The following is a 20,342-nucleotide window of genomic DNA, read 5'->3' on the forward strand; positions in this document are numbered from 1 at the left end:
ATGAACTTTCTAAATAAAAATTTAAGTAAAATTTACACCGCACTTTGTTTAGGCTCGGCAACGCTGTTTTCCAATGCCGTTCAGGCCGAAGGCAAGCTCACCGTCTATTGTAGTGTGCAAAGTACGACTTGTGAGAAAATCACGCAGGCTTTTAGTAAGAAGTATCATGTGCAAACTCAATTTGTACGTAATAGTACAGGGGCGACCTTATCCAAGTTAAAAGCAGAACAACACAATCCGCAAGCGGATGTTTGGTACGGCGGTACGATTGAATTACATTATCAAGCTGGCGATCTGGGTTTACTCAGCCCTTATCGTTCACCAATGCAAGCTGAAACAATGCCACAATTTAAAGCATTGTTAGATAAAAAAGGCGATCTGACGTCTATTTTATATATGCTCGTACTTGGTTTTGGTGTAAATACTGAAAAATTTGCTGAGCTAGGCATTAAAGACTATCCAAAATGTTGGAAAGATTTGCTTGATCCCCGCTTAAAAGGACGAATTCAAGTACCAGATCCTCAACTTTCCGGCACGACTTATACAGCGATTGTTACGCTGATTGAATTACTCGGTGAAGAAAAAGCCTTTGCCTATCTAAAACAGTTAGATAAAAATGTTTCTCAATATATGAAGAGCAATCAAGTTACCAGTAATTTAGCACGCGGTGAAAGTGCGGTCAGTGTTGGGTTCGTGCATAGTTATGCCACCGAGAAAGAAAATGGCGCACCAGTGGAAGCCATTTTGCCTTGTGAGGGTGATAGTTATTCCCTTGGTGGATTAAGCATTATTAAAGGCGCAAGAAACTTGGATAACGCAAAATTATTTGTAGATTGGGCATTATCTAAAGAGGCACAAGAAATTCCTTGGCGTGAGGCTGGGGTTTATCAAATTCCAACTAATGTGAATGCGCAAGCTTCACCCAAATCAGTTGATCCTAAAACCTTGAAGCTGATCAATATTGATTTTGACCGTTTTGGTTCGGCAGAAGAAGGCAAACGCTTAGTCAATAAATGGGTGCAAGAAATTAAATTGAAAAAAGAAAATTAACTTTTCGCAAAAAAATGACCCCACTTTTAATGTGGGGTCAGGCATTTTAACCTTTCAAACGTTCAAAGCCCGCTTTCAAATCAGCGATTAAATCTTCAACTTCTTCAAAACCAATATGCACACGGATTAATGTGCCAGTCAGTTTTCTATCAATATTAGGGCGAATTTTAGCAATCTCTTCTGGTTGATTATATAAAATTAATGACTCAAATCCTCCCCAAGAATACGCCATTGAAAACAGTTCAAAATGATCCATAAAGCGTTCTAATTGTTCTTGTGTTAATTTCTCTTTTAGTTCAAAAGAAAATAACCCGCTGGCACCCGTGAAATCACGCTTAAAGTTTTCGTGTCCCGGACAGCTTGCTAAAGCTGGGTGATAGACCGCTTTTACTTCAGGCTGTTGAGCTAACCATTGCGCAACTTTTATGCTGTTTTCTTGATGTTGTTTTAGGCGAACCGCTAAGGTACGAATACCCCGTGCGGTAACATAGGCGGTATCTGCATCCACCATTTGCCCCATTAAATAAGAATGTTCACGCAATTTATCCCAACAACGGGCGTTAGATACCGCAGTGCCGATCATTGCATCAGAATGCCCTACTAAATATTTCGTCCCCGCTTGGATAGAAATATCAATATCGTGTTCCAGCGCCTTAAATAACACGCCCGCCGCCCAAGTATTATCAATCATAATCACGACATCAGGATTAACCGCACGCACAGCTTTTACAATCGCAGGAATATCAGGCACTTCCATTGTCAGTGAGCTTGGCGATTCTAAGAACACCACTTTAGTATTTGGCTGCATTAAGTTGGCAATTTCAGCCCCCATCAGCGGATCATAATAGGTGGTACTTACCCCCATTTTTTGCAAAATTACGTTGCAGAACACTTGAGTTGGCTCATAAGCCGCACCTGTCATCAAAATATGATCACCAGTTGCCACAAAAGAAAGAATGGTATTGGTTACCGCAGCAGCCCCACAAGGGTAAAGATAACAGCCTGCCCCACCTTCTAATTCACACATTAAATCTTGCAAGGCAAAATGAGTGAGCGTACCGCGACGTCCATAATATAATGCGCCTTTAGTGAGGTTTTTGCCGGCTTCTTTTTTATCCGCTAAGCAATCAAAAACTAAAGAAGAGGCACGCTGAATCACAGGATTCACACTGCCTTGCGTCATTCTCTTTTTGCGTCCAGCGTGGACAAAGGTGGTGTTCGATGTAGTATTTGCTTTCATACATTTTCCTTACTTTTATTAAATTTAGGTAAAAATAATCAATTTAATAGATAAAAACAGTTATTCAAGTGCGGTGCTTTTCTTTAGAATATTTCCTGATTTACGCTTATTGTTGTTTAAGCATATCTATCATTAATTTTTATAGGAGATTTTTACTATGGTATTAGTAACTCGTCAAGCACCAGATTTTACTGCATCCGCTGTATTAGGCAACGGTGAAATTGTTGATAATTTTAACTTAAAAAAACACATCGAAGGTAAACCAGCAGTTATCTTCTTCTGGCCTTTAGATTTCACTTTTGTATGTCCATCTGAAATCATCGCATTCGATCACCGTTATCAAGAATTCAAAAACCGTGGTGTTGAAGTGGTTGGTGTTTCTATTGACTCTCAATTCACTCACAATGCGTGGCGTAAAACCTCTGTTGATGCAGGCGGTATCGGTGAAGTTCAATTTGCAATGGTTGCTGACGTTAAACACGAGATTGCTCAAGCATACGGTATTGAACACCCTGAAGCAGGCGTTGCACTTCGTGCTTCATTCTTAATTGACAAAGATGGCGTTGTTCGTCACCAAGTTGTAAACGATCTTCCACTTGGTCGTAACATTGACGAAATGATCCGTATGGTTGATGCGTTACAATTCCACGAAGAACACGGTGAAGTTTGCCCAGCACAATGGGAAAAAGGCAAAGAAGGAATGACCGGCAGCCCTGAAGGCGTTGCAAAATACTTAAAACAAAACGCAGATAAACTTTAATCTATTACTTGTTTAGCTTTATTTTCAATTTAATTTAGGAACTGGAAACTCACTAAGGTGAGTTCTCTTTACCTAAGGAACTTTTATAAAAACAATGCGTTATAAAAAAAGCTAAGTTTTCTAAACTTAGCTTTTTCTTTTAAATCAACTCATTAAAAAATTGATGAGGCAAGCGTTAGGATCACGCCTAAAGATAGCACAACCATCATCATTGCATAACCAAATGTACCCATAATTTACTCCTAAAAGTTGATAAAACTTGTCGGGATTATAGCAAAATTGTGAAAAAAAGAAACTTTCTTAAGTAAACAGGAAAAAGCTGTGATGAAGTGCAAATTTTTTCGCAATAACCCTTAACAATTCGATTTCGCCCTTTATAATAGCCAAAATTTTTTCGGAGGAATTATGGCAACAATTAAAGATGTGGCAAAAATGGCGGGCGTGTCCACCACGACGGTATCCCACGTAATTAATAAAACGCGCTTTGTTGCACCTGAAACAGAAAAGCAAGTACGTGAGGCGATTCAAGCACTCAATTATTCACCCAGTGCGGTAGCGAGAAGTTTGAAAGTCAATACCACAAAATCAATTGGTATGATCGTAACCACCAGTGAAGCCCCTTATTTTGCTGAAATTATTCACGCCGTTGAAGAGCATTGCTATCGCCAAGGCTATTCATTATTTTTATGCAATACCCAAAATGAGCCAGAAAAAATTAAAAATCACCTTGAAATGCTTGCTAAAAAACGCGTAGATGGGGTGTTAGTGATGTGTGCAGAATACACGCAAGATTCCCTCGATCTGCTGGCAAATTTCACCGATATTCCAATGGTAGTAATGGATTGGGGACCAAATAATCAAAATACAGATATTATTCAAGACAACAGCTTTGAAGGTGGCTATATGGCAACCAAATATCTGATTGATAATGGGCATAAAGCCATTGGTATCATTGCAGGTGAATTAATTAAAACCACGGCTAAAACACGTTATGAAGGTTTTGTTAAAGCAATGACAGAGGCTAATTTGCCAATTAATCCCGATTGGGTAATGGAAGGTTTTTTTGAGCCAGAAGATGGCTATGAATGTATGAATAAAATCTTAAAGCAAGCACACTTACCTAGCGCGGTATTCTGTTGCAATGATGTAATGGCATTAGGTGCAATCTCCGCCATTGGAGAAAAAGGACTGAAAGTGCCTGATGATATTTCTATTATTGGCTATGACAATATTCACGCCTCGCGTTTTTATTCACCGCCACTTACCACAATACACCAGTCTAAATCTCGTTTAGGCGCACAAGCGGTGAATTTATTATTCCAACGCATTAGTGATAAATCCGGTCAGCACCAAATTATCGAAATGCACCCTGAATTAGTCGTTCGCAGTTCAGTTAAACAATTATAATTCATCTCCTGCCCGTTACTATAACGGGCAATTTTTTAGACTAAATTTTAACAAATTACTAACATTATTAAATTTTATATAAAAAAAGATAAAAAATTCATAAAAAAACCACCGCACTTTTGATTTATATTATTTTTTATCTTTTAAATAATTGACCTTTCTCCCTATTTTTGATTATATCTATCACAGAAAACGAATTTATTTTTTTGTGAGGTGCTTATGATCCAACAATACACAACACTGCGTAACAACATCAATATGCTTGGGCATTTCTTGGGCGAAACCATTAGTGATGCACAAGGTAGTGATATTCTTGACTTAATTGAAAATATTCGTGTGTTATCACGCAATTCCCGTGCGGGTGATGAAAAAGCACGCCAGCAGCTACTTGATACCCTTGCGACAATTTCTGATGAAAACATTATTCCTGTCGCGAGAGCCTTCAGCCATTTTTTGAACTTAACCAATATTGCTGAACAATACCAAACAATTTCTCGTCAGCATATTGACCAAGAATCTTCCGATCGCACGTTAGAAGCCTTATTTCAACGTTTAAAAGCACAAAATGTTCCCGTTGAGAAAGTACTTGATGCGGTACAAAAACTGATTATTGAATTGGTGCTTACCGCTCACCCAACCGAGGTAACACGCCGTTCACTCGGGCATAAACACGTCGAAATCAACCGCTGCTTAAGCCGTTTAGAACACGATGATTTAACTGAAGCCGAAACCACCAAACTTAAACGCCGTTTAATGCAGCTGATTGCCCTCGCTTGGCATACGAATGAAATTCGTACCCAACGCCCAACCCCTGTTGATGAAGCCAAAGCAGGAATGGCGGTGATTGAAAATAGCCTATGGAAAGCGGTGCCAGAATTTTGTCGCCTATTTAATTTTCATTTAGAAAAAAACTTTACGGTGCAATTGCCGGTGGATCTTGCTCCAGTGCGTTTTTCTTCTTGGATGGGGGGAGATCGTGATGGTAACCCATTTGTGACTGCCCAAACGACTCGCCAAGTGTTACTAATGAATCGCTGGAAAGCAGCTGAGTTATTTTTAGAAGATATCAAAGCCTTAGCCGATGAACTTTCTGTAATTCAATGTACGCCTGAATTTCGCGCTAAATATGGCGATCACTTAGAGCCTTATCGATTTGTCATCAAACAATTGCGTAGCAAATTGATCAAAACGGTGGCCTATTATGGCGATCAACTAGAAGGCAAAATCCCTGCTGTTGCGTCAGAAGAATGTTTAACTGATGATGAACAGCTTTGGGAACCACTTTATGACTGCTATCAATCTCTCCACCAATGCGGTATGCGAATTATTGCAAATGGGGCATTACTTGATTGCTTACGCCGTATTCGTTGCTTTGGCTTATCGCTTTCTCGCCTTGATATTCGCCAAGAAAGCACAAGACATAGCGATGCCATTGCGGAAATCACCCGTTATATTGGTTTAGGTGATTATTCACAATGGACAGAAGATGACAAACAAGCTTTCTTAATTCGTGAACTCAGTTCACGCCGTCCACTCTTACCGCGCGATTGGAAACCTTCTGCAGAAACGCAAGAAGTGCTAGATACCTGTAAAGTGATTGCAGAACAATCCGAAGGCGTGATTTCTTGCTATATTATTTCAATGGCGCGTACTGCTTCCGATGTACTTGCCGTGCATTTATTGCTAAAAGAAGCTGGTGTACCTTACCACTTACCTGTTGTACCGTTATTTGAAACATTAGATGATTTAGACGCCTCCGAAGAGGTGATGCGTCAATTATTCAATATCGGCTGGTATCGTGGGGTCATCAATAATAAACAAATGGTGATGATTGGCTATTCCGACAGTGCAAAAGATGCGGGAATGATGGCCGCTTCTTGGGCGCAATATCGTGCGCAAGAACAACTCGTCAATTTATGTGAAGAATTAGGCATCGAACTTACCCTATTCCACGGGCGTGGCGGTACCATTGGACGAGGGGGCGCACCTGCACACGCGGCGCTTCTTTCTCAACCGCCGCGTTCCTTAAAAAATGGTTTACGTGTAACCGAACAAGGAGAAATGATCCGCTTTAAACTTGGTCTCTCTGCGGTGGCAGTAGGCAGTTTAGATCTTTACGCAAGTGCTATCTTAGAAGCCAATTTATTACCCCCACCAGAACCTAAAAGAGCTTGGCGTGAAGTAATGGATGAGCTTTCTCGCACATCTTGCGATATTTATCGTCGCGTGGTGCGTGGCGATAAAGATTTTGTGCCATATTTCCGCTCTGCGACACCAGAACAAGAACTATCAAAATTACCATTGGGTTCACGCCCGGCGAAACGCAATCCTAATGGTGGCGTAGAAAGTCTGCGTGCGATTCCTTGGATTTTCGCTTGGATGCAAAACCGCTTAATGCTACCAGCTTGGCTTGGTGCAGGGGCTTCAGTGCGGCTTGCTATTGAGCAAGGTAAAGGCAATATTATTGAAGAAATGTGTAAACAATGGCCATTTTTCTCAACACGGATTGGTATGTTAGAAATGGTGTTCAGTAAAACCGATACTTGGCTTTCTGAACACTATGATCAACACCTTGTGAAACCTGAATTATGGTATTTAGGGCAATCTTTACGCGAACAATTAAAGGCTGATATTCAAACAATTCTCTCTTTATCGCACGAAGATCAATTAATGTCGGATCTCCCTTGGATTGCAGAATCTATCGCTTTGCGTAATATTTACACTGATCCACTCAACTTATTACAAGTGGAATTATTACGCCGTTTGCGTGAAAACCCTGAAAACCCAAATCCTGATGTTGAGCAAGCCTTGATGATCACCATTACAGGTATTGCCGCTGGAATGCGTAATACTGGTTAAACGCGAGTATCGCCCAAAAGATAAAAGGCAAAGTGCGGTAAAAAATTACCGCACTTTTTCTTTCCTGATTATTCTTATGCTATGATACGCACTCTTTTCAAACAAATAAAAAAACCAATGACAGAACAAATAAAAAAACTCGATCCTGATACGGCTATTGATATTGCCTATGACATCTTCCTTGAAATGGCCGGAGAGAACCTTGATCCTGCGGATATTGTTCTCTTCAATTTACAATTTGAAGAACGCGGTGCGGTTGAATTTGTCGAAACGGCAGAAAATTGGGAAGAAGAAATCGGCGTATTGATTGATCCTGATGAATATGCTGAAGTTTGGATCGGCTTAGTTAATGCACAAGATGAAATGGATGATATTTTTGCCAAGTTCCTCATTTCCCACCAAGAAGAAGATCGTCAATATCATATTATTTGGAAAAAATAATCCCGATAAAAAGTGCGGTGAAAAATCACCGCACTTTTACTATTTAACCACACTCTGATCTGTACTCGAAAACTGGATACCTAATTTGAGGTGCAGATCAGCCATTATTGCCCCATATATTCAAAGACAATAATTGAACCAGGATTTGCCATTTTTGAGGTTGGTGTGTCATCTAATTGACGGCCATTTCCCATATTATCTGTTACCACATAAATTTTACGGGTATCTGGGCTAACTAAAGCATTGCGATAACGGTTTGCACTGGTGAAATATTTTGCCGTATCCCCTTGCACATTACTCGCATCTTCATTCATTTTTACTTGATAGATTGCCCCACTCTTATAGGTTGCTAATAATAATGAATTACGGAACTCTGGAATAACGCCATCTTTCGGATAATATACCGCATTACCCGGTGCAATTGTTGGCCAGCAAATATAAGCCAGTTTTCCACAAGTGGCGTTAGTGTAATTGTAGTCATTATTCACCGTGAAGAACGTTTTGACAGGATCAATCACAGGTTCTTTGTAATCCGTTTCTTTTTGTGTTGGCACGCCTTCAGGAATCACATTGGGATCATATTTCACGCTCGGGCAATTTACCGCGGCAGAATAATTCGCATAAACATAAGCTAAATCATCTTTAAATCCCGCAATGTGTGGCCAGCCATAATTTCCACCCGCTTCAAGTTTGTTCAATTCATCATCGCTTGAAGGGCCTTGCTCTGTGCTATAAAGGTGATTTCCTACCCATACTAAACCTTGTGGATTACGGTGTCCGTAGGTATAAACGTGGCTTTTCACCCCTTTAATGATAGGATTATCATCAGGAATTGAGCCGTCTTTGTTAAGGCGCAAGGTTTTTCCGTTATAAGCTTGGTAGTCGTGGTTTTTTACCTGTTCTGCTGTCGGCAATTTTTGTGAAGTAATTTCATCGCAAACGTGTTTACCTTGGTTATAGCCTAAATCACCTGTGGTGTAATAAAGTTTGCCATCTGGACCAAATTTAATACGTCCAGCATTGTGATCGACACCTGCAATAATATGGTCAATAACAATTTTCTCATCACCTAATTTGTTGGCTTTCTCATCATAGGTTAAACGGACAATACGGGCGAATTTTTTCTCACCATCAACATAAGTATAGACCGCATAAGCATAAGGTTCACCTGCATCAAAATTTGGATCTAAGGCTAACCCTAACACGCCTTGATGTGGGAATTTCTCATAGGCATTGGCAAAATGGTACAACACGCTTTTCTCGCCCGTTTTGGGATCAATGCTCACGATATTTCTGCCTGCACGTTCTGTTAGCCAAAGTTGCTCTTTCGGCCCCCAGATCATCTCCCAACCGCCATCAACCTTATCGGTTAATACTGTTGCTTCAAAATGTGAACCAAAATCCACCTTCCCATCTTTACTCACCACATCAATGGCATTTGCGCTAGTTGTCGCAAATACAAATAATGCACCAGCAAATGCTAGTTTTTTCATTCTATTCTCCTATTGTTCTTCTTGATGTTAAAAAGCGAGCGGATTATATAAAACGAGGAAAAATAGCGATACCTATTATTAGAAAAGGTGTTTTTACTTTTGAGAAAGATTTTGTTGAAATAAAAAAGTGCGGTGAAAAATTACCGCACTTTTATTTACCCTTTAGGAAAAAGTTAACGCCACGCTTTATATTGGTTGATTAAACCATTGGTTGAGCTGTCGTGGCTGGTGATTTCGTTGTTGTTTTCAAGCTCTGGTAAAATGCGGTTAGCGAGCTGTTTGCCAAGTTCTACCCCCCATTGGTCAAAGCTGAAAATGTTGAAGATCACGCCTTGAGTGAAGATTTTGTGTTCATACATTGCAATTAATGCCCCCAAGCTAAATGGCGTGATTTTTTGCAATAAAATTGAGTTGGTTGGTTTGTTACCAGTAAACACTTTAAATGGCACAATCTCTTTCACTTCATCAAGGGATTTACCCGCTTTCACAAATTCTGCTTCGACCTCTTCTTTTGTTTTACCAAACGCCAGTGCTTCCGTTTGTGCAAAGAAATTAGACAATAATTTCAGATGATGATCTGAAAGTGGATTATGAGTTTGTGCAGGGGCAATAAAATCACAAGGAATTAAAATTTTACCTTGGTGAATTAATTGATAGAACGCGTGTTGTCCGTTTGTACCCGGTTCACCCCAGATAATTGGACCTGTTTGGTAATCGACCACTTTACCATCACGCCCTACATATTTTCCGTTTGATTCCATATTACCTTGTTGGAAATAGGCGGCAAAGCGGTGTAAATATTGGTCATAAGGCAAAATAGCTTCTGTTTGCGCGCCAAGGAAATTGGTGTTCCATAAGCCCACTAAGGCTAATGTTGCAGGAATATTTTCTGCAAGTGGCGCATTGCGGAAATGTTTATCCATTTCGTGCGCCCCCGATAACAAGGCTTCAAAGTTTTCAAAGCCGATAGAAAGGGCGATAGATAAGCCAATCGCTGACCATAAGGAATAGCGTCCGCCAACCCAATCCCAAAATTCAAACATATTTGCCGTATCAATGCCGAACTTTTCTACTTCTTTTGCGTTAGTTGAAAGTGCGGCGAAATGTTTTGCAATATGCGCTTCATCTTTCGCACTGGCTAAGAACCAATCACGCGCAGAATTTGCGTTGGTCATTGTTTCTTGCGTAGTGAAGGTTTTTGATGCGACTAGCACCAGCGTGGTTTCTGGATTCACTTTTTTCAATGTTTCAGCGATATGTGTGCCATCTACATTGGAGACAAAGTGCATTGTCAGGTGATTTTTGTAAGGGCGTAAGGCTTCGGTAACCATATAAGGTCCTAAATCTGAACCGCCGATACCAATATTAATCACATCAGTAATGGCTTTGCCTGTATAGCCTTTCCATTCCCCTGAAATAACACGATCGCAGAACGATTTCATTTTAGCAAGTACCGCATTCACTTCTGGCATCACATCTTTACCATCCACCAAAACAGGGGTATTTGAGCGATTACGCAATGCGGTGTGTAGCACAGCACGGTTTTCAGTGCGGTTAATTTTTTCCCCGCTGAACATCGCTTCCGTTGCGGCTTGCAAGCCACATTCCTCCGCTAATTGACGCAATAGCCCTAAGGTTTCTTGAGTAAGATTATTTTTTGAATAATCCACTAAAATATCCTGATTAAAGGTTAAAGAATAATCTTTAAAACGGTTAGGCTCTTGCGCAAATAATTGTTGAATAGTGGTTTCGCCCAGATTGTTTTTATGTTGTTCTAAGGCTTTCCACGCTTGCGTGCTAGTTGGGTTGATGTTTTTCATTTGAGTTTCCTTTTATTAAGTTTAATTAAAAAATTAATCAATATATTCCGTCAAAACTCGTGGGGTGAGTTTTGTTATTAATTCATAACTTAAAATGCCACTTATTGCTGCGATTTCTTCAATAGGTAATTCCTTACCCCATAAGATTACTTCGTCCCCCACTTGATCTTGGCTGTCTTGACCAAGATCCACAGTGAGCATATCCATTGATACTCTGCCCACAATTGGCACACGACGTCCATTAAGATAAACCGGAGTCCCTTGTGGCATATCTCTTGGATAGCCATCTCCATAGCCAATGGCAACAACACCAATTTTGGTATCTTGTTCGCTCACCCATTTTCCACCATATCCTACGGGTTCGCCTTTTTTATGATTACGCACGGCAATCAGTGATGAAGTGAGTGTCATCACGGGCATTAAGCCGTATTTTTGACTTGGTACGTTATTCGGTGAAATGCCATATAAAATAATGCCGGGGCGAATCCAATCCAAATGCGCTTCAGGCCAAAATAAAATGCCCCCAGAAGCGGCAATACTACGCTCCCCTACTCTATTTTTCGTCGCTTTAAGAAATGCGTTAAGTTGCTTTTGGGTGTAATCTGATTTTACTTCATCGGCACGGCTAAAATGACTCACAAAACCAAAGTGCGGTTCAATATTTGGACATTTTTCAAGCGCTTGGCAAAATGTCTCTACTTCATCTAAAGCGACACCAAGGCGGTGCATTCCCGTGTCTATTTTGAGCCAAACGTTAATTGGGTTGGGTAAATTGGCTTGCTGTAAGGCATTTAACTGCTCTTCGTTATGCACGATAGTTTGGATATTATTGACGGCAATAATCGGTAGATCTTTCGCGCGGAAAAAGCCTTCTAATAATAAAATGGGCTTTGTAATCCCATTTGAACGTAATGTGAGTGCTTCTTCTAAGCGCGCAACGCCAAAACAATCGACAAATTCTTCCAACACAGAGGCGACAAACGCCACACCGTGTCCATAGGCATTAGCTTTTACGACGGCAATCACTTTGCTATGTGGTGCTTTTTGTTTGATCACCCCAATATTATGTTTTAATGCCTGTGAGCTAATTTTTGCCGTAGCGGGTTTTACATCAATCATAATGCCTACTCGTAAGAATAATCAGGTTGATCTTTAAGGTTGTCAAAACGAGAAAATTGTCCGTTAAATTTTAACCGCACTTTACCAATCGGGCCATTACGTTGCTTACCGATAATAATTTCTGCAATGCCTTTTTCTTCCGAATTATCGTTATACACTTCATCGCGGTAAATAAACATAATCAAATCCGCATCCTGCTCAATAGATCCTGACTCACGCAAATCTGAGTTTACAGGGCGTTTATCCGCACGGTTTTCCAAGGTACGGTTAAGCTGCGAAAGGGCAATAACGGGGACTTCCAACTCTTTTGCTAAGGCTTTCAAAGAACGCGAAATTTCTGCAATTTCCAAGGTACGGTTATCGGAAAACGCGGGCGCACGCATTAACTGCAAATAATCCACCATAATCAGGCTCAGCCCGCCGTGTTCGCGATACACGCGTCTCGCACGCGAACGCAATTCAGTTGGCGTTAGCCCTGAAGAATCATCAATATACAAATTGGGGTTTTTCCTAAATATCCCTAAGGTGCTGGCAATTTTCGCCCAATCCCCTTCATCTAGACCTTGTCCAGTCCGAATTTTCGTTTGATCCACCCGGGAAAGAGAAGCCAAAGAACGCATCATAATTTGCTCTGAAGGCATCTCTAAACTAAAGACCAACACAGGTTTATCACTGGCTAATGCAGCATTTTCACATAAATTCATCGCAAAGGTGGTTTTCCCCATAGAAGGGCGTGCGGCAACAATAATTAAATCCGAAGGCTGTAAGCCTGCGGTTTTGCGGTCTAAATCAATAAAGCCCGTCGTTACCCCTGTTACCCCATTATGGGTTTCGCTCATACTTAGCACTTCAATTTTATCAATGGTTTTATCCAAAATATCAATGATATTTTGCGGCCCTTCACTCGCCGTGGTACGCTTTTCTGCAATGCTGAACACTTCACGTTCGGCATCATCAAGAATTTCTTTTACATCTCGCCCTTTGGTTTGATAGCTCATTTCAGCAATTTTATTACTGGACGCGATAAGTTCACGCAAAATCGCTTTTTCTCGTACAATCTCGGCATAAGTCAGCACGTTCGCGGCACTTGGTGTATTTTTTGACAGTTCTGCTAAATAGGCAAAACCGCCCACTTCTTCGCTCACCCCTGCCGCTTTTAATGTTTCATCTAAGGTAAGAAGATCCACGGGTTTATTATTGCGGATCAAATTCATAATATGTTGAAAAATCAAACGATGCTCAAAGGTATAAAAATCCTCAGCAATAATGCGTTCAGAAACCGCATCCCAATGGGCATCTGTCAGCAACATACTGCCGATCACGGCTTGTTCTGCTTCAATGGAATGAGGGGGGATATTAATCTGCTCAACTTTTTTATCTTTTGAGTTTGAAGGGTATTGTTTCGCCATAAATCCGTTTTTGATTATGATAAAAATTTATGCCTATCATATACCAAATTGAGGTGAGAATTAAGAAAAAGAACAGTGAAATAGCGAAAATCCCCCAATAAAAATAAAAGGGAGAAATACATACGCTTAGGCGCAATAACAAAAAAGTGCGGTAAAAATTACCGCACTTTTTATGACAATCAAATTAGATGACCGACACATTAAGCTTTGAATCACCTACGATTTGAACTTTTGCTCCCGGAACAAATTTTTCATTGTATTTTTGTACAACCACAATTTGTTTACCATCATTTTTTCTGATCACCAATTCTTGCGCATTCACTTGGCTTGCTTTTTCTTCTACTTTGCTACCAATCACGGCACCCGCAATTGCGCCAACTGCCGTTGCAATCGCTTGACCTGTACCGCCACCAATGCCAGAACCCGCAATACCGCCAAGTACACCGCCACCAACAGTACCGATTACACCTTCATTTTCTGCTTGAATTTTCACCGCTCTTACAGAAACAATCGTACCATAGCTGATTGAGCGCGCTTCTTTTGCTTGTCCACCAGAATACACATCACCGCTGTAAATATCCTGATTTGCACAACCTACTAAGCCAATGCTCATTAAAATTGCTAATGCTAAACTCATTTTTTTCATAAGAAATACACCTTTATTTAACTTGTTATCTTTATTCCCTTATCAAGACGCCACAATCGTCTTAATATGATAAGGATGCACCTTAATGCAAGTGGAATGATCACAACTCACTGCAATTGAAGGGTTGGGGAGCCTTTCACCCTCTACCTTAGGTTCACTCACTTTGACGCTCACATCTGTCATTTTGTTCCATAAAAAATGCGAATTTATACGCTCAACCCACGCATTTGTCGTTTCTTTAGGCAAAAAAGGAATGACCGCTTCAATATGTTCCCACCCTTCTTGTGGATAATGTTTATTTTTCGGGAAAGGTAATTCAATGATCTGTACTTGCTGATTAGCAAAGGTTAATGGCGTATCTAATTGAATAAGATAGATTTTTCGCCCATTGACGATATTATCACTTAAAATTTCACCGCACGTTAATAACGCACTGAGCCAACGTTGTGCTGATTGCTCGCTGTTCACGCGCACCGCAAGGTGATCAATCACATAATCTTGCAACGGCAATGCCATTTTTTCCGCCAATCGTAAAATCTGCTGCTCAAATTTGGCAAATTCATCGTAGGAAAAGAAAGGGTTGTCAAAAAATGAAAAATTTTGTTCGCGACTTATCATTTTTTCCTGCTTTATCTTTGTCTTAATCCAGAAAGAACGGTATCATAGCGGATTATTTTATTTTCACAATTTAAAATTAAGGATAAACCGTGAATATTCAATCCATTTTATCTGACAAAATTAAGCACGCAATGATCCAAGCTGGGGCAGATGAACAATGCGAAGCCCTTGTGCGCCAATCCAACAAACCACAATTTGGCGATTATCAAGCAAACGGCATTATGGCTGCCGCAAAAAAATTGGGGCAAAATCCCCGTGAATTTGCACAAAACGTGCTAGAACATCTTAACCTCGAGCCTATTGCAAACAACATTGAAATTGCAGGCCCCGGCTTTATTAACATTTTTCTTTCCCCAACTTGGCTTGCGGATAATGTGCAAGTTGCCTTGAAAGACGATCATCTAGGCATTCACACCGATAAGAAAGAAACGATTGTTGCCGACTATTCTTCACCAAATGTAGCAAAAGAAATGCACGTCGGGCATTTGCGTTCGACCATTATTGGCGATTCGGTAGTGCGCACCCTTGAATTTTTAGGGCATAAGGTGATTCGTGCTAATCACGTTGGCGACTGGGGAACGCAGTTCGGTATGCTTATCGCCTATTTAGAAAAAATGGAAAATGAACACGCCAGCGAAATGGAATTGAGCGATTTAGAGGCCTTTTACCGTGCGGCGAAAGAACATTACGACAACGATGAAGCCTTTGCTGAAAAAGCGCGTAATTATGTAGTGAAATTACAAAGTGGCGATGAATACTGCCGCACAATGTGGAAAAAGTTGGTTGATATTACCATGCAACAAAACCAACGCAATTACGATCGCCTAAACGTTACCCTCACAGAAAAAGATGTGATGGGCGAAAGCCTATATAACCCAATGCTACCTGCTATTGTAGAAGATCTGAAAGCACAAGGACTTGCGGTGGAAGATGACGGCGCATTAGTAGTTTATCTTGATGAATTTAAAAACAAAGATGGCGATCCAATGGGTGTGATCGTGCAGAAAAAAGATGGCGGATTTTTATACACTACCACAGACATTGCCGCCGCCAAATATCGCTATGAAACCTTAAAAGCGGATCGTGCACTTGTATTTTCAGATACACGCCAAAGCCAACATATGCAACAAGCGTGGCTGATTACACGCAAGGCAGGTTATGTACCAGATAGCTTCCAATTAGAACATAAAAATTTCGGTATGATGCTAGGTAAAGATGGCAAGCCATTTAAAACACGTACTGGCGGAACCGTAAAATTAGCTGACCTCCTAGATGAAGCCATTGAGCGTGCCGATAAATTAATTAGCGAAAAAAGCACCGCACTTTCTGCAGAAGAAAAAGCGGCCGTGGTTGAAGCGGTGGGAATTGGTTCAGTGAAATATGCCGATCTGTCCAAAAACCGCACAACAGATTACGTATTTGATTGGGATAATATGCTCAGCTTTGAAGGCAACACCGCCCCTTATATGCAATATGCTTACACACGTATCCGTTCTATTTTCAATAAAGCAGGCATTAGCAGCGAACAACTTGCCGATGCGCCAATTAACATCATTGATGAAAAAGAACGTACCTTAGCCCTCAAATTACTTCAATTTGAAGAAGCAATCCAACAAGTGGCAAAAGAAGGTTCACCACATATTCTTTGTGCCTATCTTTATGAATTAGCCGGTGTCTTCTCAAGTTTCTACGAACATTGCCCAATTCTTAATAATGAAGATGAAGGAATAAAACTCAGCCGTTTGAAACTGGCATTACTCACAGAGAAAACCTTAAAGCAAGGATTAGATTTGCTGGGAATTAAAACTGTTGAGAAGATGTGATTTTACACGTCAAAAAATAAGCAGTCTTTATTGACTGCTTTTTTTGTTTCTACAAGAAAAAATATAAGTGCGGTATTTTTTCTCAAATTTTACTCAAATAATGTCTAATTAGCACCTCTATTCCCCCCTCATCGCCTCAAAGATTTTCTCTGCTAAGGATTTTGAGATCCCCGGTACGGAGGCGATTTCGTCAAGGGTGGCTTTTTTCACCCCTTGCATTCCTCCAAGGTATTTAAGCAAGGCTTGGCGGCGTTTTGCCCCAACCCCTTCAATGGTTTCTAAGCCACTTTGAGTAAAGGCTTTTTGACGTTTTTTTCTGTGTCCGCTAATCGCGTGATTATGGCTTTCATCACGAATATGTTGAATTAAATGTAAGGCAAGGCTATCTGGGGGTAAATTGATTTCGCGATCTTGCTTGCTGATGATGAGGGTTTCCAAGCCAGCACGGCGATCCACACCTTTTGCCACGCCAATCAAGTGCGGTCGTTTTTTATCCCATTTTACCTTGAGTTGTGCAAACACTTGCAAGGCACGGTTCAGCTGCCCTTTTCCGCCATCAATAAAGATCACATCAGGAATTTTTTCACTTTCCAGATCTTTATCGTAACGTTTTAATAAGGCTTGTTCCATCGCGGCATAATCATCACCGCCAGTAATGCCCGTGATATTAAAACGGCGGTAATCGGATTTCAGCGGTCCATCTTGATTAAACACCACACAAGACGCAATGGTTTGTTCTCCCATCGTATGACTAATATCAAAACATTCCATTCGCTGAATTTTTTCTATGCCAAGTAAATCTTGTAAGGCTTGGTAGCGTTCTTGAATAAGCGTGGATTGCTTCAGTTGCGTAACCAATGCAGCTTTCGCATTCATTTGTGCAAGCTGTAAATATTTACTTTTATCCCCTTTGGCACTGTCTTGAATTTGCACTTTACGCCCAGCTTGTTCAGCGAGCAAGGTTTCTAATTGAGCTTTTTCTACCAATTTATGATCCACAATAATGGTGTTTGGCACGGTTCGTCCTTGGTGTGCTTGCAAATAGAATTGCCCTACGAAAGTGGCGGTGAGTTCGGATAAATCCGTATTGGCTGGCACTTTCGGGAAATAACTGCGGTTGCCCAAAATTTTGCCTTGTCGAATAAACAACACTTGTACGCAAGCAATACCAAGTTGGTAAGCAATGGCGATAATATCAATATCATCAAGGCGATCATTACTGACAAATTGTTTTTCAATGACGGCACGCACAGCTTGAATTTGATCTCGTATGCGTGCTGCATCTTCAAAATTTAGGGCTTGGCTTGCCTGCTCCATTTTGCCGACAAGGTGATCTAGCACTTGTTGATCTTTGCCTTGTAAGAAAAGACGAGCAAAATCCACTTGTTGGTTATAATCTTCATCAGAAATATAGCCTGCAACACAGGGCGCAGAACAACGCCCAATTTGATATTGCAAGCAAGGACGTGAGCGGTTGCGATAAACCGAATTTTCACATTGCCGCACAGGAAACAACTTTTGCAATAAGGAAAGGGTTTCACGCACGGCGCCCGCATTAGGATAAGGCCCAAAATATTCACCTTGAATTTTTTTACTCCCCCGATACGCCGTGATCCTTGGGTGGCGTTCTTTGGTAAGCAAAATATAAGGATAAGATTTGTCATCACGCAATAGCACGTTATAGCGTGGCTGATAGGTTTTAATATAATTATGTTCTAACAGCAACGCTTCTGTTTCGCTTGAAGTGATGGTCGTTTCAATACGATGAATGGCTGCAACGAGGGCTTCCGTCTTTTTACTCGATAAATTGGTACGAAAATAACTAGATAAGCGTTTTTTTAAATCTTTGGCTTTGCCCACATAAATCACCTGATCTTTATCGTCATACATACGATAAACACCGGGATCGTGGGTTACGTTAGCGAGAAACTTTTTGGCATCAAAGGTCATTTTGGTTATGAATGATTAAGCAGGGCGGAATGAATCCGCCCTAAAAATTATTTAAAGAAATTATTTAGGATCGCATTGATGTCTTTCGCTAACTCATCATTTGAGCTTTCTTCTTGTGTTTGGCTTGTTTGTGTTGGTGTGTTTAAAATTTGCTTAAACAAATCACCTAAAACTGAGCCATTTGTTTCACCTTGGGTTGATGAACCACCAAAAATGCCACCTAGCACAGAACCTAGCACATCTTGCGGATTATCGTTGTGAGCCTGCATTGATTGAGTTAAATTATCTGCCGACACTCCGCCTTGACGCCCATTCGGTGTTAGCATATCAATTAAACTCGGTAGTACCTGAGAAATAATATCTTCTGTTTGATTAGTGCTAATACCTGTTTGTTGAGCAATATCTTCAATAGTATTCTGCCCGAAAGTTTGGCTGACTTCATTTCTTGTCATCGTTTGGTTTGAACCCGTGCCGATCCAGCTATCTAGCAATCCACCTAAGCCATCTTGTTGTAACTTAGCAAAAATACCTTGTACACCACCTTGTGAACGTAATAACTGTTGCAACACGTCACTCACCACATTACCTTGCCCTTGTGGCGCTGAATTGTTCCCTAATACCGAACCTAAAACTGAACCTAACATTTTGTCTAACATCTTTTTTCCTTAGTTTGAATAAATAGTGAAAGAGGAATTAATAATGTCCTAAAATCGCCCGCACTTTTTCTAAATCTTCCGGCGTATCTACACCGACAGCAGGGGCTTCTTTCGCAAGATCAATATGAATTTTTTCACCATACCACAACACCCGTAACTGCTCTAAAGATTCAATACCTTCTAACGCAGAAGGTTGCCATTGCACATATTGCTTAATAAATCCTGCACGATAAGCATAAATACCAATGTGGCGTAAATACGGGGTTTGTAGCACAAGCTGTGTTTTTTGTTCATCGGATAACCCAGCAAATTGATCGCGATTCCAAGGAATTGGCGCACGGGAAAAATACAAGACATTGCCTGATTTATCTGCTACAGCTTTCACCACATTTGGGTTAAATAATTCTTCAGCATCATTCAATGGGACAGCAAGGGTTGCCATATTCACGGCATTATTGGCTAAGTTATCCGCGACTTGTTGCACGATCACCGGGGGAATTAACGGCTCATCACCTTGAATATTGACCACAATTTCATCATCTGCTAGGGCTAATTTTTCCACCACTTCCGCCAAGCGTTCCGTGCCTGAATTATGATTCGTTGAGGTCATACACACTTCGCCACCAAAGGCTTGCACCGCAGTTGCAACATCTTGATTATCCGTTGCCACCACGACTCGGCTTGCACCTGATTGTTGTGCTTGCTGCCAAACGTGAGCAATCATTGGTTTACCAGCAATATCCGCTAAGGGCTTGCCGGGTAAGCGACTTGAGGCAAAACGTGCAGGAATAATTACGGTAAATGTTGTCATTATTCTTCCCCTTGTTGTTGGGCTTTTTCTTGTTGTTGGGCTTTTTCTTGTTGTTGAGCTTTTTCTTGTTGTAACGGTATTGCTCGTTCCGCAAGTAACACGGGAATACCCTGTTCTATCGGGTATGCCAATTGCTCAAAAGGGCAAATGAGCTGTTCGCTTTCTTTTTGATATTTCAAGCGCCCTTGACAAAGGGGGCAAGCGAGAATGTCGAGTAGTTTTTCGTTCATTAAAATTTCT

17 protein-coding genes are annotated in these 20,342 nt (G+C 40.8%); 6 read left to right on the forward strand and 11 right to left on the reverse strand.

The genetic code is table 11. The features are described from left to right. Positions 1-1,050, forward strand: coding sequence for an ABC transporter substrate-binding protein (locus L5B90_RS02525; RefSeq protein WP_250350079.1), 1,050 nt, complete (start codon positions 1-3; stop codon positions 1,048-1,050). 46 nt (positions 1,051-1,096) lie between these two features. On the opposite strand, the gene metC is transcribed toward L5B90_RS02525, so the two are convergent. After that, a complete protein-coding gene (metC, locus tag L5B90_RS02530) occupies positions 1,097-2,290 on the reverse strand; it encodes a cystathionine beta-lyase (protein ID WP_250350078.1) in 1,194 nt (397 codons plus the stop codon). A 157-nt stretch (positions 2,291-2,447) separates the two neighbouring features. On the opposite strand from metC, the gene L5B90_RS02535 reads away from it, so the two are divergent. The 4 genes from L5B90_RS02535 (at position 2,448) to L5B90_RS02550 (ending at position 7,757) form a co-directional block, all read left to right on the forward strand. Next, a complete protein-coding gene (locus L5B90_RS02535) occupies positions 2,448-3,050 on the forward strand; it encodes a peroxiredoxin C (RefSeq protein WP_250350077.1) in 603 nt (200 codons plus the stop codon). Positions 3,051-3,455: 405 nt separating this feature from the next. Further along, positions 3,456-4,457, forward strand: coding sequence for an HTH-type transcriptional repressor PurR (gene purR, locus L5B90_RS02540; RefSeq protein WP_250350076.1), 1,002 nt, complete (start codon positions 3,456-3,458; stop codon positions 4,455-4,457). A gap of 219 nt (positions 4,458-4,676) precedes the next feature. Beyond that, positions 4,677-7,316, forward strand: a complete 2,640-nt coding sequence (ppc, locus tag L5B90_RS02545) for a phosphoenolpyruvate carboxylase (RefSeq protein ID WP_265762056.1) — start codon at positions 4,677-4,679, stop codon at positions 7,314-7,316. Between the two features lie 117 nt (positions 7,317-7,433). Continuing rightward, complete coding sequence (locus L5B90_RS02550; RefSeq protein ID WP_265762057.1) at positions 7,434-7,757, forward strand: HI1450 family dsDNA-mimic protein; 324 nt, start codon at positions 7,434-7,436, stop codon at positions 7,755-7,757. Positions 7,758-7,861: 104 nt separating this feature from the next. Here L5B90_RS02550 and L5B90_RS02555 read toward each other — a convergent pair whose 3' ends face one another. From L5B90_RS02555 to L5B90_RS02580, 6 genes are all read right to left on the reverse strand, one after another. Then, positions 7,862-9,250, reverse strand: a complete 1,389-nt coding sequence (locus L5B90_RS02555) for a glucose/sorbosone family PQQ-dependent dehydrogenase (RefSeq protein ID WP_265762058.1) — start codon at positions 9,248-9,250, stop codon at positions 7,862-7,864. Positions 9,251-9,423: 173 nt separating this feature from the next. Then, a complete protein-coding gene (gene pgi / locus L5B90_RS02560; protein WP_265762059.1) occupies positions 9,424-11,070 on the reverse strand; it encodes a glucose-6-phosphate isomerase in 1,647 nt (548 codons plus the stop codon). Between the two features lie 33 nt (positions 11,071-11,103). Further along, positions 11,104-12,189 (reverse strand): alanine racemase, encoded by a 1,086-nt coding sequence (gene alr / locus L5B90_RS02565; protein ID WP_265762060.1) that lies wholly within the window; start codon positions 12,187-12,189, stop codon positions 11,104-11,106. A 5-nt stretch (positions 12,190-12,194) separates the two neighbouring features. Next, positions 12,195-13,598: a replicative DNA helicase gene (locus L5B90_RS02570; RefSeq protein WP_265762061.1), complete on the reverse strand. Its 1,404-nt coding sequence runs from the start codon at positions 13,596-13,598 to the stop codon at positions 12,195-12,197. Positions 13,599-13,782: 184 nt separating this feature from the next. Then, entirely contained in the window at positions 13,783-14,244 is a 462-nt protein-coding gene (locus L5B90_RS02575) for a glycine zipper 2TM domain-containing protein (RefSeq protein WP_250364416.1), read from the reverse strand. A gap of 42 nt (positions 14,245-14,286) precedes the next feature. After that, the gene (locus L5B90_RS02580) at positions 14,287-14,862 is read right to left on the reverse strand and encodes a VOC family protein (RefSeq protein ID WP_250364415.1); all 576 of its coding nucleotides are present in this window, start codon (positions 14,860-14,862) and stop codon (positions 14,287-14,289) included. Positions 14,863-14,951: 89 nt separating this feature from the next. On the opposite strand from L5B90_RS02580, the gene argS reads away from it, so the two are divergent. Further along, positions 14,952-16,685 carry an arginine--tRNA ligase gene (argS, locus tag L5B90_RS02585; protein ID WP_250364414.1) on the forward strand — a complete coding sequence of 578 codons (1,734 nt, stop codon included), beginning with the start codon at positions 14,952-14,954 and terminating at the stop codon, positions 16,683-16,685. Between the two features lie 117 nt (positions 16,686-16,802). On the opposite strand, the gene uvrC is transcribed toward argS, so the two are convergent. The 4 genes from uvrC to L5B90_RS02605 are packed head-to-tail and all read right to left on the reverse strand — an operon-like array spanning position 16,803 to position 20,332. Continuing rightward, on the reverse strand, positions 16,803-18,635 hold the full coding sequence (gene uvrC / locus L5B90_RS02590) for an excinuclease ABC subunit UvrC (protein ID WP_265762062.1): 1,833 nt from the start codon (positions 18,633-18,635) through the stop codon (positions 16,803-16,805). A 47-nt stretch (positions 18,636-18,682) separates the two neighbouring features. After that, a complete protein-coding gene (locus L5B90_RS02595; RefSeq protein WP_265762063.1) occupies positions 18,683-19,291 on the reverse strand; it encodes a YidB family protein in 609 nt (202 codons plus the stop codon). 37 nt (positions 19,292-19,328) lie between these two features. Continuing rightward, a complete protein-coding gene (gene kdsB / locus L5B90_RS02600) occupies positions 19,329-20,102 on the reverse strand; it encodes a 3-deoxy-manno-octulosonate cytidylyltransferase (RefSeq protein WP_250364411.1) in 774 nt (257 codons plus the stop codon). Further along, positions 20,102-20,332 carry a Trm112 family protein gene (locus tag L5B90_RS02605; RefSeq protein WP_265762064.1) on the reverse strand — a complete coding sequence of 77 codons (231 nt, stop codon included), beginning with the start codon at positions 20,330-20,332 and terminating at the stop codon, positions 20,102-20,104. Before L5B90_RS02605 ends, kdsB begins: the two co-directional genes overlap by 1 nt. Between the last annotated feature and the right edge of the window lie 10 nt (positions 20,333-20,342).

Origin of the sequence: Avibacterium sp. 20-129 (genome assembly GCF_026226845.1) — a bacterium.
GTDB lineage: Bacteria > Pseudomonadota > Gammaproteobacteria > Enterobacterales > Pasteurellaceae > Avibacterium.